Origin of the sequence: Nocardioides sp. (assembly GCF_035703625.1) — a bacterium.
Classification (GTDB): Bacteria; Actinomycetota; Actinomycetes; order Propionibacteriales; family Nocardioidaceae; genus Nocardioides.
This window is the reverse complement of sequence record NZ_DASSXS010000067.1, coordinates 1-14171: the sequence shown is the minus strand read 5'-3', so window position 1 is coordinate 14171 and position 14171 is coordinate 1. Positions and strand designations below refer to the sequence as shown.

Sequence of the window (14171 nt, the reverse complement as noted above, 5' to 3'; positions counted from 1 at the left end):
GCGGCGCTGGCGCTGAGCACCTCGACGTCGTCGGCGATGACCTCGATCTCTCCGCTGGGCAGGTTCGGGTTCGCGTTGCCCTCGGGGCGGAGGGAGACGGTGCCGGTGACCTTGAGGCAGTACTCGCTGCGCAGGCTGTGGGCGACCGCCTCGTCACGGACGACCACCTGCACCACTCCGCTGGCCTCGCGGAGGTCGAGGAAGGCAACGCCGCCGTGGTCGCGCCGGCGGGCGACCCAGCCGGCCAGGGTCACGGACTGGCCGACGTGGTCGGCGCGCAGCTCTCCGGCGTCATGGGTGCGAATCACGGGTGCTCCTTCGTCATGACGCTGGTGCTGATGCGGGGCGTCAGGTCCTCGGGTGGTGGGGCCCAGGTGGCGGGGTCGGCGACCACCTGGTCACCGGTGCGGATGTCCTTGACCTCGTGGGCGTCGCCGCCGTGCCCGTCGACCGGGGGGAACCACACGTAGGGGATCCCGCGGCGCTCGGCATAGCGGATCTGCTTGCCGAACTTCTGCGGGGCCGGCGCGACCTCGCAGGCGATGTCCCGCGCCCGCAGGGCGGTGGCGACGGCGTCGCTCGCCCCGCGCGACTCCTCGTCGACGAGGGCGACGAGGACGGCGCTCGGCACCGACCGGCTGCTGGTCAGCACGCCGTCGGAGATCAGCGGGACCAGGGTGCGGGAGACGCCGAACGAGACGCCCACGCCGGGGTACGTCGTCTTGCCGTCGTCGGCCAGGGCGTCGTAGCGTCCGCCACCGCCGACCGACTTCAGCCGCTCGTAGCCACTCATGAAGATCTCCACGACCGTGCCCGTGTAGTAGTCGAGCCCGCGAGCGATCCGCAGGTTCGCCTCGACCGTGACCCGCTCCCCCGCGCTCGGGGCGCAGCCCTCGACCACCGCCGCCAGCTCCGCCAGACCGGTCTCGAGCAGCTCGTCCTCGACACCGAGCTCCCTGACCCGGTCGACGAAGGAGGTGTCGGGCACCCGGATCGTGGCCAGCTCGAGGCACCGCTGCGCCTGCTCGGGGGTCGCCCCGGCGAGCTCGACCAGCTGGTCGGCCACCACCTCGGGCGGCAGCTTGTCCAGCTTGTCGATCACCCGGATGGCGGTGGTCAGGTCGGGCAGGCCCAGGCCGCGGTAGAAGCCCTGGATCAGCTTGCGGTTGTTGAGCTGGAACGACAGCGGTGGCACCGGCAGCCTGCCGAGCGCCTCCACCATCACCCGCATCACCTCGACGTCGTGGTGGAACGGCAGCTCGCCGTGCCCGACGATGTCGATGTCGGCCTGGGTGAACTGGCGGTAGCGGCCCTCCTGCGGCCGCTCACCTCGCCAGGCCGGCTGGATCTGGTAGCGGCGGAAGGGAAAGTCGAGCTTGCCGGCGTTCTCGAGGACGTAGCGGGCGAACGGCACCGTGAGGTCGAAGTGCAGGCCCAGCTGCGAGGCCTGCCCCGAGTCGTCCTGGTCGTCGGCGGCCTGCAGCCGCCGGAGGACGTAGATCTCCTTGTCGATCTCACCGCCCTTGGCGAGCCGGTCGAGCGGCTCGACGACGCGGGTCTCGATGCCGGCGAAGCCGTGCAGCTCGAAGGTACGCCGCAGCGTGTCCAGCACGTGCGCCTCGATCGCGCGCTGCCCGGGCAGCAGCTCGGGAAACCCGCTGAGCGGGGTCGGTCTGGCCATCTCGTCAGAGTCCCCTGGTGACTCGCCCGGCCTCGTGCCCGCCCTGGAGCTCGAGGAGGAAGGGGTTGGTCGCGCGCTCGCGGCCGATCGACGTCTGCTCACCGTGACCGGGCAGCACGACGATGTCGTCGGCGAGGGGCAGCACCTTCTCGGTCAGGCTGCGCAGCATCGTCGGGTGGTCGCCGCCGGGCAGGTCGGTGCGGCCGATCGACCCCGCGAACAGCAGGTCCCCCGAGAACATCACCTCGGAGACCCCCTGGTCGCCGTACTCGCTGCGGAACGTGACCGAGCCCTCCGTGTGGCCGGGCGTGTGGTCGACCAGGAACGACAGCCCGGCGAGCTCGAGCGTCTGGCCGTCGGCCAGCTCGCGCACGTCGTCCGGCTCCGCCCACTCGTAGTTGCCGCCGAGCAGCATCTGGGTCGTCTCGCGGCTCATGCCGGCCATGGGGTCGGTGAGGAGGTGCCGGTCGTCCGGGTGGATCCACGCCGTGGAGTCGTAGGTGCCGGCCACCGGCGCCACGCACCACATGTGGTCGACGTGGCCGTGGGTCACCAGCACCGAGATCGGCTTGAGCCGGTGCTCGCGGACGACCTGGTCGACACCCTCGGCGGCGTCCTTCCCGGGGTCGATGACGACGCACTCGTTGCCCGCCGCGGTGGCGACGACATAGCAGTTGGTACCCCACGGACCTGCGGGGAAGCCGGCGATGAACACTCCGTAGACCCTACCGAGACTCGCGCCCGCCGACGCAGCCGCCCGGCCACGGGTGACTAGCATGGCCCCGTCCGGGTGGGCAGCGCCCGCGCCGACCAACGCTGCGCCAGTGAAGAGGGAGTCCAGTGACGAGTCATCCGTGGGGTCGCGTCGCCGACGACGGGACGGTCTTCGTCAAGACCGCCTCCGGCGACGAACGCTCGGTGGGCCAGTACCCCGAGGGCACCCCGGACGAGGCCCTGAAGTTCTTCACCGAGAGGTACGACGCGCTCGAGTTCGAGGTCGGCCTGCTGGAGCAGCGGGTCAAGGCGGCCAAGCTCTCCCCCGACGAGGCGGCCACCTCGATCAGGACCGTGCGCGAGCAGGTGGTGGACGCCAACGCGGTCGGCGACCTCGGGTCGCTCGTGACCCGGTTGGACGCGCTCGGCCCGGTGGTGGACCAGCAGCGCGAGGCCCGCAAGGCCGAACGCGCCCAGCGGGCCGCCGAGTCCAAGGTCGCGAAGGAAGCGCTGGTGGCCGAGGCGGAGGAGATCGCCCAGGGCAATGACTGGCGGGCCGGCGCCAACCGGCTCCGCGAGCTCCTCGACCAGTGGAAGGCGTTGCCCCGGATCGACCGGGCCTCCGACGACGCCCTCTGGCGCAGGTTCTCGACCGCGCGCACCTCCTACACCCGCCGGCGCAAGTCGCACTTCGCCGAGCAGCACGAGAAGCGTGACGCGTCCCGCGTGGTCAAGGAGAGGCTGGCCAAGGAGGCCGAGGCGCTCGCCGACTCCCGCGACTGGGGGCCGACGGCCGGCCGGTTCCGCGACCTCATGAAGCAGTGGAAGGCCGCTGGGCCGGCGCCCCGCGACGTCGAGGAGGCGTTGTGGAAGCGGTTCCGCGGAGCCCAGGACACCTTCTTCGGCGCGCGTGACGCCGCCAACGCCGAGCAGGAGAAGGAGTTCGCCGCGAACGCCGAGGTGAAGGAGAAGCTCCTCGTCGAGGCGGAGGCCCTGGTGCCGGTGACCGACCTGGACGCCGCCAAGGCGGCGATGCGCGACATCGCCGAGCGCTGGGAGGCCGCGGGCAAGGTGCCCCGCGACCGGATGAAGGAGCTCGAGGGCCGGATCCGGAAGGTCGAGCAGGCGATCCGGGGCGTCGAGGAGGAGCAGTGGCGCCGTACCGACCCGGAGAAGTCCGCCCGGGCCGGCGACATGGTCTCCAAGCTCGAAGCGGCCCTCGCCGAGATCCAGGCGGACCTCGACGCCGCCCGCAGGGCGGGTGACGAGAAGCGGGTCCGCGAGCTCGAGGAGAACCTCGCCTCGCGCCAGGCGTTCCTCGACATGGCCAAGCGGGCCGCCGCCGACTTTTCGTAGCTCGTGGGCCGCGAGCTGGCGAGCGGGACACGAACGCGGAGAAGGTTGAGCGAGCCCGCGACCGAGCTTGCGAGGTCGTGGCGGCGGGTCGAAACCCCGGAACGGAGGCAGGGCGGCGAGCGCGGTTGGTCCCGGCCCTGCCTCCGTTCCGGGGTTTCGAGGCTCAGGCGCTCAGCGCGCCTTCGCACCTCAACCTCCGGTTTGCCTCACTGCGTGACGCGGTAGGCGTCGAAGACGCCGGGCACCGAGCGAACCGCGCGCAGCACGTTGTCGAGGTGCTTGGCCTCGGCCATCTCGAAGGTGAACCGGCTCTTGGCCACCCGGTCGCGTGTGGTCTGCAGGTGCGCACTGAGGATGTTCACGTGGGCGTCGGAGAGCACCATGGTGATGTCGGACAGCAGCCGGGCCCGGTCGAGCGCCTCCACCTGGATGTTGACGAGGAACGTCGACTGCCCGGTCGGCGCCCACTCCACGTCCAGCAGCCGCTCGGGCTTGCCACGCAGGCTCGACGCGTTGGTGCAGTCGGTCCGGTGCACCGAGACTCCCCCGCCCTTGGTGACGAAGCCGAGGATGTCGTCGGGCGGGACGGGGGTGCAGCACTTGGCGAGCTTGACCCAGACGTCGGGGGTGCCCTTGACGATGACCCCCGCGTCGCCGGCGCCCCCGGCCTTCGAGCGGGTACGGCGCCCGGTGATGGTGACGCCCTCGGAGGCGTCCTCGGCCGCTCCCTCGTCACCGCCGTGCAGGTGGATGACGCGGCGTACGACGGCCTGCGCGCTGAGGTTGCCCTCGCCGACCGCGGCGTACAGCGCCGAGACGTCGGCCAGGTTGAAGTGCACCGCCGCCAGCATCAGCGACTCGTGGGAGAGCAGCCGCTTGAGCGGGAGCCCTTCCTTGCGCATCAGCCGGGCGATCTGCTCCTTGCCCTGCTCGATCGCCTCCTCGCGCCGCTCCTTGGTGAACCACTGGCGGATCTTCGAGCGCGCACGCGGTGACTTCACGAAGGTGAGCCAGTCCCGTGACGGGGCCGCGGTCGGCGCCTTGGACGTGAAGATCTCCACCACGTCGCTGTTGTCGAGGGTGGACTCGAGCGGGACCAGCCGCCCGTTGACCCGCGCGCCGATGGTGCGGTGTCCGACCTCGGTGTGCACGGCGTAGGCGAAGTCGACGGGGGTGGCCCCGGTGGGCAGGGCGATCACGTCGCCGCGCGGGGTGAACACGTAGACCTCGGCCCGGTTGATCTCGAAGCGCAGGGACTCCAGGAACTCCCCCGGGTCCTCGACGTCGCTCTGCCAGTCCAGGAGCTGACGCACCCAGGTCATGTCGTCCATGTCCCCGCGTCGCTCGGTGTCGAGGCCGGCCCGGCCGTCCTCCTTGTACTTCCAGTGGGCCGCGACGCCGTACTCCGCGCGCCGGTGCATGGCGAAGGTCCGGATCTGGATCTCCACCGGCTTGCCCTGCGGGCCCATCACCGTGGTGTGCAGCGACTGGTACATGTTGAACTTCGGCATCGCGACGAAGTCCTTGAACCGCCCCAGCACCGGGTTCCACCGCGAGTGGAGGACGCCGAGGGCGGAGTAGCAGTCGCGGTCCTCCTCGACCAGGATCCGGATGCCGACCAGGTCGTAGATGTCGGTGAAGTCCCGGCCGCCCAGGATCATCTTCTGGTAGATCGAGTAGTAGTGCTTGGGCCGACCGGTGACCGTCGCCTTGACCTTCGCCTCCTTGAGGTCCTGCTCGACCTGCTTGATCACCTCGGCGAGGAACTGCCCGCGCGAGGGTGCACGCTCGGCGACCAGCCGCACGATCTCGTCGTAGATCTTCGGGTGCAAGGTGGCGAAGGCGAGGTCCTCGAGCTCCCACTTGAGCGTGTTCATGCCCAGGCGGTGGGCCAGCGGCGCGTAGATGTCGAGGGTCTCCCGCGCGGTCCGCTCCTGCGAGGCCTGCGACACGTAGCGCAGGGTGCGCATGTTGTGGAGGCGGTCTGCCAGCTTCACCACGAGCACCCGGATGTCGCGCGACATCGCCACGATCATCTTGCGGATGGTCTCGGCCTGCGCGGAGTCGCCGTACTTGACCTTGTCGAGCTTGGTCACCCCGTCGACCAGCCGGGCGACCTCGTCGCCGAAGTCGGCGCGCAGCTCGTCGAGGGTGTACGGCGTGTCCTCGACCGTGTCGTGGAGAAGGGCGGCCACGAGGGTGGGCTCGGTCATCCCGATGTCGGCGAGGATCGTGGTGACCGCGAGCGGGTGGGTGATGTAGGGGTCACCGCTCTTGCGCATCTGGGTGCCGTGCATCTTCTCCGCGGTCAGGTAGGCACGCTCGAGCAGCGCCAGGTCGGCCTTCGGGTGGTTGGCCTTGACGGCACGGAACAGCGGCTCCAGCACGGCGTTGCCGGGCTGGCTGCGGGTGCCCATCCGCGCGAGGCGGGCCCGCATGCCCCGGCCGGAGGTGATCGTCTCGGGGACGCGCTCGCCCTGGGTCTCGGGTGCGGCCTCCTCCGCCGTGGGCCCCTCGGTCACCACTCCAGTCTAGGAGCCGGGCCTGATCGTGGTGAGCGCCTTCACCAGGAGGTCGCCGACGGTCTCCCGCCCGGGCAGGAACGCCAGCTCCATGAGCACCGTCGCCCCGACCACGACACCGCCGCACTTGTCGACCAGCTCCCGGGTCGCCTTGAGGGTGCCACCGGTCGCCAGCACGTCGTCGACCAGCAGGACCCGGTCTCCCGGAGCGATCGCGTCGCGGTGGATCTCGAGCGTCGCCTCGCCGTACTCCAGCGCGTACGAGACGGCGTACGTCGCGCGCGGCAGCTTGCCGGCCTTGCGGACCGGGATGAACCCGGCGCCCAGCTCGAGGGCGACCGGAGCGGCCAGGATGAAGCCTCGCGACTCCATGCCGATCACCTTGTCGACCACCACCTCTCCGGCCTGGTCGCGGCCAGCCGCGGCGAGGGCCTGCACCACCGCGGTCAGCGCGTCGTGGTCATCGAGGAGGGGCGTGATGTCCTTGAAGACGACGCCCGGCTCCGGGAAGTCGGGCACGTCGACGACGAGCCGCTCGAGGGCGGCCTGGGCGGTGGTGGGCACCGCTACTTCCTGCCCCGCTTGGAGCGCGGCCGGCGGCTGGGCTGCTGCCGGCCGGACGCGGCGCTCTTCTGCACCGGACGCTGGGGCGAGGGAGCCACCCGGCCACGGCCGGACGCCTCGGGCGCCCGGGCGGGGGCCGCAGGGGCCGGCCCGCCGGTTGCCGGGTCGCGCCGGTCGGCGTCCACGCCGGGCTCGTCGGCGACAGGCAGGTCATCGCTGAAAGCCGGGACGGAGGCGTAGCGGTCTGCCATCGCGCGACGACGTGCCTTGTCGCGCTTCTCGGCGAGCACCACTTCGCTCTCCCGCGACTTCAGGTGCGCCAGCAACGGGGTCGCGATGAAGACCGAGGAGTACACGCCGGCCGCCATGCCGACGAACAGCGCGAGCGCCAGGTCCTTCAGCGAGCCCGTGCCGAGCTGCACGGCACCCACGTAGAGGATGCAGCCGACGGGGATCAGCGCCACGATCGAGGTGTTGATGGAGCGCACCAACGTCTGGTTCACCGCCAGGTTGGCCGCCGCCGCATAGGTCTGGCGGGTGCCCCGGAGGTCTGCGGTGTTCTCACGGACCTTGTCGAAGACCACGACGGTGTCGTAGAGCGAGAAGCCGAGGATCGTGAGAACACCGGTCACGGTGGCCGGGGTGACCTCGAAGCCGGACAGGGCGTAGACGCCGATGGTGATGATCACGTCGTGCGCCAGGGCCACCAGGGCCGCCACGGACATCTTCCACTGCCGGAAGTAGGCCCAGATGAAGAGCACCACGAGGACCAGGAAGACGCTGAGGCCCAGCAGGGCGCGCTCGGCGACCTCCTGCCCCCACGAGGCGCCGATCTCCGACTGCGACAGGTCCTCGTCGGAGGCGCCGGTCGCGTCGAGGATGACCTGACCGACCTCGGCGCTCTCCTCGTCGCCGAGGGGCTCGGTCTGGATCAGGATCGCCTCGTCACCGCTGGTGGTGACCACGGGCGAGGAGGCATTGTCGATGCCGCTGTCGGCCACGGCCTGCCGGAGCTCGTCGGCGGTGTCCTGGTCCACCTGCGCCGCCGGCAGGGAGATGCGGTACTCGGCGCCGCCGGTGAACTCGATGCCGTAGTTGAGCCCCTTGAAGTACAGCCCGCCGACGGCCACCAGCAAGATGACGGCGGAGATGCCGTACCAGAGCCAGCGCCGACCGACGAAGTCGATCGACTTCTGGCCGGAGTAGAGGTCGTTGCCGAGCCTGGAGAACTTGCCCATCAGGCCTTCGCCCCCATCGGAAGTCGGTCGAGGCCGAGGCTCTCCGCGTCGAGACCGGACAGCTTGTGACCACGGTTGAAGAAGTCGAACCTCGCCAGCCAGGACACCATCGGGTGGGTGAACCAGAAGAACACGGCCAGGTCGATCAAGGTGGAGAGGCCGAGTGCGAACGCGAAGCCCCGCACCACGCCAGTGGCGAAGATGTAGAGGACGACGGCCGCCAACAGCGATACCGCGTCTGCGGCCAGACAGGTGTTCCTGGCGCGCTGCCAGCCACTCTCGCAGGCGACCCGCATCGACTTGCCGTCGCGCATCTCGTCACGGATTCGCTCGAAGTAGACGATGAACGAGTCGGCCGTGATGCCGACGCCGACGATCAGCCCGGCCACGCCGGGCAGCGACAGGGCGAAGCCCGCGCTCTCACTCAGCAGCAGCACCAACGCGTAGGTGAAGGCCGCGGCAACCACGAGTGAGGCCAGCACGACGAGGCCGAGCCCGCGGTAGTAGACCAGGCAGTAGAGCATCACCAGCCCGAGCCCGAGGGCTCCCGCCGCGAGACCGGCCGAGAGCTGGTTGCCGGCGAGGGACGGCCCGACGGTCTGGGTCTCGATGAGGTCGTCGGAGAACTGGATCGGCAGGGCACCGAACTTCAGGCTGGTGGCCAGGCTCGTGGCCTCCGCCTCGGTGAACTCACCGGTGATCTGGGCCTCGCCGTTGGTGATGATCCCGTTCATCGTCGGAGCCGAGATGACCTGGCCGTCCAGAACGATCGCGAACTGCTTCTCCGTGCCGAAGAGGCTGCGGGAGATCTCCGTGAAGTCGTCGGTTCCCGCTCCGTCGAACTTGAGGTCCACCGCCCAGCTGACGCTCTGCTGGGGGATGCCGGCACTGGCCGACGTCAGGTTCGTGCCCTCGATCATCGAGACCGAGAGGAGGTACTTGATACCCGCATCGTCACAGGTGACCAGAGGGAGCCCTGCGTCATCACCTGGCACCAGCTCGCCGGTCTCCAGGTCGACATTGGCCGAGGAGGTGTTCTTCTCGCAGTCGTAGGCGTTGAAGGCCTGGATGGACGCCTGGTCGGGGTTGTCCATCCACGTCAGCGGGTCGTTGACCGGGTCGTCCTCGCTCGGCTCGGCGGGCGCGCTCGGGCTGGTCTCTTCAGGGCTGGGCGACTCCGACTGCTGCCCCTGCGGGCTCTCCGTCTGCTGGCCGCTGAGCTTGCCGAGGAACGGCGGCCGGTTCCTCGGGGTGCTGTTGCCCGACTCGGGCGCCGACGGCACGGTGACACCCGATCCGGGGGCCTGGGGCTGCTGAGGGGCCTGCGGAGTCGCAGCCGCCCCGCCACAGGCCGTCGGGTCGACGCTCGAACACGCCACGACCCGGAAGCGCAGCTGGGCCTGGCGCTTGACGGTCTCCTCCAGCTCGGGCCGCGACTCGCCCGGGATCTCCACGACCACGGTTCGTTCGCCCTGGGTGGTGACCTCGGCCTCGGAGACGCCGGACCCGTTGACCCGGCTGTCGATGATGTTGGCTGCCTCCTGGAGGCTGCCCTCGCTCACGTTCTCGCCGCTCGCGACGAGGCTGATCCGGGTACCACCCTGGAGGTCGAGTCCCAGGCGCGGCGTCCAGGACCCGGCCAGCGCCACCAGCCCGAAGGCGATGGCCAGCCCCACGAAGAACGCCACCACGGTGCGTCCGGGGCGGTAGCGGGTGCGTGCCATGTCAGCCCTCCCCGGGCTCGTCGGCCGCAGGCTCGGTCCGTACGACGTTCGCGATCGCGCCACGCGCCACCTTGAGGGTCACGCCGTCGGCCACCAGCACGTGCACGTTCTCCCCCTCGACCGACGCCAGGGTCCCGAAGATCCCCGACGACAGCATGACGTCGTCACCTACCTCCAACGCACCCTGCATCCGCGAGAGTTCCCGCTGACGCTTCGAGGCAGGCCGGATGATCAGGAACCAGAACAGGAACGCGATCCCGACGATGGGCAACAGGGAGACGAGCTCCGGCACGACTGAACCTCTCGAGCGTGGACTTTGGGGATGGCCGACCGCGACGCGGTGGCGACGCTGAAGTGTAACCGTCGCCACGTCCCCGGGAGAATCAGTCCTCGAAGAACTACTCGTCGAAGAGCGGCGCGTCGCCACCGAACGGGTTGCCCGGCTGGCCGGCGGGCACACCGAGCCCCAGATGCGCCCAGGCCGCGGGCGTCGCCACCCGTCCCCTCGGCGTCCGGGCCAGCAGGCCCATGCGGACGAGGAACGGCTCGGCCACCTCCTCGACCGTCTCCCGCTCCTCACCGACGGCCACCGCGAGGGTGGAGATCCCGACCGGGCCGCCACCGAACCGCCGGCACAGGACGTCGAGGACGCCCAGGTCGAGCCGGTCGAGCCCGGACTCGTCGACCTCGTAGAGCTCCAGCGCCCGGCGGGAGACGTCGATGGTCACGACGCCGTCGGCCCGGACCTGGGCGTAGTCGCGGACCCGCCGCAACAACCGGTTGGCGATGCGGGGGGTGCCGCGGGAGCGGGAGGCGATCTCGGCTGCGCCCTCGCCGGTCACGTCGACGTCGAGCAGCCCTGCCGACCGGTGGACGATCTGGTCGAGCTCGTCGGGAGCGTAGAACTCCAGATGGGCGGTGAACCCGAACCGGTCGCGCAGGGGCCCGGGGAGCAGCCCGGCCCGGGTGGTCGCCCCGACGAGGGTGAACGGCGGGATCTCCAGCGGGATGGCGGTGGCCCCCGGGCCCTTGCCGATCACCACGTCGACCCGGAAGTCCTCCATGGCCATGTAGAGCATCTCCTCGGCGGGCCGCGACATCCGGTGGATCTCGTCGACGAACAGGACGTCGCCGTCGTTCATCCCGGACAGGATCGCGGCCAGGTCGCCGGCATGGGTGATCGCCGGGCCGCTGGTCAGTCGCAGCGGCGCGGACATCTCCGCCGCGATGATCATGGCCAGCGTGGTCTTGCCCAGACCGGGAGGGCCCGAGAGCAGCACGTGGTCGGGCGGTCGCTGACGCTGGCGTGCCGCCTCGAGCACCAGCCCCAGCTGGGCACGCACCCGCTGCTGCCCGACGACCTCGTCGAGGGTCCGTGGCCGCAGGGCCGCCTCGACCGCTCGCTCGTCGCCCTCGGCCTCGGCCGCGGTCAGGTTGCGCAGATGGGCTTCCTCGGCGGCGTCCAGGTGGTCCATCATCAGGCCTTGCTCAGCGTGCGGAGGGCGGCGCGGAGCAACGCCGGCACGTCGGGCTCGTCACCGGCGGCGTGGGAGACCGACTCGATCGCCTGGTCGGCATCCCTGGCAGACCAGCCCAGGCCGACCAGGCCCTGGTGGACCTGCGCCTTCCAGGGGGCGAGCGGCGCAGCGGCCATCCGGCCGGCGACACCGGTCGGGGCACCGAGCCGGTCCTTGAGCTCGAGGATGATCCGCTGGGCGCCCTTCTGCCCGATCCCGGGAACCCGGGTGAGGGTCTTGACGTCGTCGCCCGCGACCGCGGACCGGAGGTCGTCGGGCGAGAGGCAGGCCAGCATCGCCTGGGCCAGCTTGGGGCCGACGCCGGAGGCGGTCTGCACCAGCTCGAACGTGGCCTTCTCGTCCTCGTCGAGGAAGCCGAAGAGGGTGAGGGAGTCCTCGCGCACGACCATGCTGGTCGGCAGCGTGGCCGGCTGGCCGGTGCGGAGCGTGGCGAGCGTGCCGGGCGTGCACATCAGCTCGAGCCCGACCCCCCCGACCTCCAGGACGGCGCTGGTCACCGAGACCGCCGCGACCTCGCCTCGAACGAACGCGATCATGCTCTGCTCCTCTGTCGTGCCAGGGCGGCCTCGATGCGGGCCTGGGCGCCACCGCGCCACACGTGGGTGATCGCGAGGGCCAGGGCGTCGGCGGCGTCGGCCGGCTTGGGTGGGGCGTCGAGCCGCAGGATCCGGGCCACCATCGCTCCGACCTGGGCCTTGTCGGCCCGTCCGCTGCCGGAGACGGCCGCCTTGACCTCGCTGGGCGTGTGGAGGGCGACCGGCAACCCCCGCCGGGCGGCGGCGACCAGGGCGATGCCGCTGGCCTGCGCGGTGCCCATGATGGTGCTGGAGTCGGACCGGGCGAAGACGCGCTCGACCGCCACCGCGTCGGGGGCGTACTCGTCGAGCCAGGCGTCGATCCCCCGCTCGATGGTGACCAACCGGTGGGCGACGGGCTCGCCGGCGCCGGTCCGCAGCACGTTGACGTCGACCAGGGACAGGGGTCGGCCGACCGTTCCCTCCACCACGCCCATGCCGCAGCGTGTGAGCCCCGGGTCGATGCCGAGCACCCGCATGGTCACCCTTCCTGGTCCGAACACCTGTTCGGAGCCCACGCTAACCCGAGGCGTCCCCCATCGACCGGCGCGACGCGCCGGGGACCCGGCGTACGGTCGGGCTCATGGACCCCAGCCGGGTCTCGACAGGCCGGGAACCGCCGCACGGCGACGGCCAGAGTGCAGACCCTCAGCCACCAGGCGCATGAGAATCTGCACCGTTTGGCTGCTCGAACCCGGTGCCCACGACGGAGAGCCGCGGCAGGTGGGCTTTCGCCTCCGTCGGCGTCGCAGCTTCGCCTGCTACGCCTCCAGTTCCGCCATCACGTCGTCGCTGACGTCGAAGTTGGCGTAGACGTTCTGGACGTCGTCGCTGTCCTCGAGCGCCTCGATCAGCCGGAAGAGCTTCGCGGCACCCTCCTTGTCGAGCTCGACCTGCATGTCGGGCACGAACTGGGCCTCGGCGGAGTCGTAGTCGATACCCGCGGCCTGGAGCGCGCTCCTGACCCCGACCAGGTCGGTCGCCTCGGACACCACCTCGAAGGCCTCCCCGAGGTCGTTGACCTCCTCCGCGCCGGCCTCGAGCGCCGCCTCGAGCACGTCGTCCTCGGAGACGGCCTTGCCGTCCTGGTCGACCGGCACGATCACGACACCCTTGCGGTTGAACAGGAACGAGACCGATCCCGGGTCGGCCAGCGAGCCGCCGTTGCGGGTCATCGCCGTCCGCACCTCCATGGCGGCGCGGTTGCGGTTGTCGGTCAGGCACTCGATGAGCATCGCGACACCGGAGGGCCCATAGCCCTCGTACATGATCGTGGAGTAGTCGGCGCCCCCCGCCTCGGCGCCGGAGCCGCGCTTGACGGCGCGGTCGATGTTGTCGTTGGGGACCGAGGACTTCTTGGCCTTCTGGATCGCGTCGTAGAGCGTCGGGTTGCCCGCGGGGTCACCGCCACCCATCCGGGCCGCGACCTCGACGTTCTTGATCAGCTTCGCGAACATCTTGCCGCGCCGGGCGTCGATGACCGCCTTCTTGTGCTTGGTGGTCGCCCATTTGGAGTGGCCGGACATGCGTTCCTTCTCAGTGTCGGTGGTCGAGGACCAGGTCGACGAAGACCCGGTGGATCCGGGCGTCGCCGCCCCACTCCGGATGGAACGACGTCGCCATCAGCGGTCCCTGCCGGACCGCGACGATCCTACCCATCGCCGGCCCCTCGTCCACGCGCGCAAGGACTTCCACCGCCGGACCGTGCTCCTCCACCCAGGGGGCGCGGATGAACACCGCATGCACGGGCTGCTCGATCCCCGCGAACTCGAGGTCACCCTCGAAGGAGTCGACCTGGCGCCCGAACGCGTTGCGCCGGACGGTGACGTCGAGGCCACCGAGGGTCTCCTGGCCGGGAGCCCCGTCCTCGATCCGGTCGGCGAGCATGATCATGCCCGCGCAGGTGCCGAAGGCGGGGAGACCGCCCTTGATCCGCTGCCGGAGCGGCTCGAAGAGGTCGAAGGTGCGGGCCAGCTTGGCCATCGTGGTGGACTCGCCGCCGGGGATGACCAGGCCGTCACACGCGTCCAGCTCCGCCGGGCGCCGTACCGCCGTGGCCCGGACCCCGAGGTCGGTCAGGACCCGCAGGTGCTCTCGGACGTCTCCCTGCAGCGCGAAGACGCCGATGGTCGGCCGTCGGCCCGCTTCGCTCACGGTTCCCTCGGGCGAGCTCGCAGCTCGAGCGCGCAGGCACTCTCCCCGGTCGGGTTCTGGCCGCTGCGCTCTCTCGCTTCGCTCACGGTTCCCTCGGGCGAGCTC

The 14171-nt window shown here is 70.8% G+C and carries 14 protein-coding genes; 1 reads left to right on the top strand and 13 read right to left on the bottom strand.

Features of this window, described 5'->3' with window-relative positions:
- From VFN12_RS03335 to VFN12_RS03325, 3 genes are all read right to left on the bottom strand, one after another.
- The coding region (locus VFN12_RS03335; RefSeq protein WP_325117161.1) for an OB-fold nucleic acid binding domain-containing protein at window positions 1-308 on the bottom strand (308 nt) is incomplete at its 3' end.
- Window positions 305-1681: a histidine--tRNA ligase gene (gene hisS / locus VFN12_RS03330; RefSeq protein WP_325117160.1), complete on the bottom strand. Its 1377-nt coding sequence runs from the start codon at window positions 1679-1681 to the stop codon at window positions 305-307. The genes VFN12_RS03335 and hisS, both read right to left, overlap by 4 nt.
- A gap of 4 nt (window positions 1682-1685) precedes the next feature.
- A complete protein-coding gene (locus VFN12_RS03325) occupies window positions 1686-2396 on the bottom strand; it encodes an MBL fold metallo-hydrolase (RefSeq protein WP_325117159.1) in 711 nt (236 codons plus the stop codon).
- Between the two features lie 125 nt (window positions 2397-2521).
- Between VFN12_RS03325 and VFN12_RS03320 the strand changes: the two genes are divergently transcribed.
- Complete coding sequence (locus tag VFN12_RS03320; RefSeq protein ID WP_325117157.1) at window positions 2522-3751, top strand: DUF349 domain-containing protein; 1230 nt, start codon at window positions 2522-2524, stop codon at window positions 3749-3751.
- A gap of 206 nt (window positions 3752-3957) precedes the next feature.
- On the opposite strand, the gene VFN12_RS03315 is transcribed toward VFN12_RS03320, so the two are convergent.
- From VFN12_RS03315 to pdxT, 10 genes are all read right to left on the bottom strand, one after another.
- Entirely contained in the window at window positions 3958-6189 is a 2232-nt protein-coding gene (locus VFN12_RS03315; RefSeq protein ID WP_325117164.1) for a bifunctional (p)ppGpp synthetase/guanosine-3',5'-bis(diphosphate) 3'-pyrophosphohydrolase, read from the bottom strand.
- 93 nt (window positions 6190-6282) lie between these two features.
- Complete coding sequence (locus tag VFN12_RS03310) at window positions 6283-6837, bottom strand: adenine phosphoribosyltransferase (RefSeq protein ID WP_325117156.1); 555 nt, start codon at window positions 6835-6837, stop codon at window positions 6283-6285.
- A gap of 2 nt (window positions 6838-6839) precedes the next feature.
- Window positions 6840-8075 carry a protein translocase subunit SecF gene (gene secF, locus VFN12_RS03305; protein WP_325117155.1) on the bottom strand — a complete coding sequence of 412 codons (1236 nt, stop codon included), beginning with the start codon at window positions 8073-8075 and terminating at the stop codon, window positions 6840-6842.
- Window positions 8075-9799, bottom strand: a complete 1725-nt coding sequence (gene secD, locus VFN12_RS03300) for a protein translocase subunit SecD (protein ID WP_325117154.1) — start codon at window positions 9797-9799, stop codon at window positions 8075-8077. Before secD ends, secF begins: the two co-directional genes overlap by 1 nt.
- Before the next feature lies 1 nt (window position 9800).
- Window positions 9801-10091 (bottom strand): preprotein translocase subunit YajC, encoded by a 291-nt coding sequence (gene yajC, locus VFN12_RS03295; protein ID WP_325117152.1) that lies wholly within the window; start codon window positions 10089-10091, stop codon window positions 9801-9803.
- 106 nt (window positions 10092-10197) lie between these two features.
- Entirely contained in the window at window positions 10198-11277 is a 1080-nt protein-coding gene (gene ruvB / locus VFN12_RS03290; protein ID WP_414690002.1) for a Holliday junction branch migration DNA helicase RuvB, read from the bottom strand.
- Window positions 11277-11873, bottom strand: coding sequence for a Holliday junction branch migration protein RuvA (gene ruvA, locus VFN12_RS03285; protein WP_325117151.1), 597 nt, complete (start codon window positions 11871-11873; stop codon window positions 11277-11279). Before ruvA ends, ruvB begins: the two co-directional genes overlap by 1 nt.
- The gene (gene ruvC, locus VFN12_RS03280) at window positions 11870-12391 is read right to left on the bottom strand and encodes a crossover junction endodeoxyribonuclease RuvC (protein WP_325117150.1); all 522 of its coding nucleotides are present in this window, start codon (window positions 12389-12391) and stop codon (window positions 11870-11872) included. Before ruvC ends, ruvA begins: the two co-directional genes overlap by 4 nt.
- Before the next feature lie 282 nt (window positions 12392-12673).
- Window positions 12674-13438 carry a YebC/PmpR family DNA-binding transcriptional regulator gene (locus VFN12_RS03275; RefSeq protein WP_325117149.1) on the bottom strand — a complete coding sequence of 255 codons (765 nt, stop codon included), beginning with the start codon at window positions 13436-13438 and terminating at the stop codon, window positions 12674-12676.
- Window positions 13439-13448: 10 nt separating this feature from the next.
- Window positions 13449-14066, bottom strand: coding sequence for a pyridoxal 5'-phosphate synthase glutaminase subunit PdxT (gene pdxT / locus VFN12_RS03270; protein ID WP_325117148.1), 618 nt, complete (start codon window positions 14064-14066; stop codon window positions 13449-13451).
- Window positions 14067-14171: the final 105 nt, after the last annotated feature.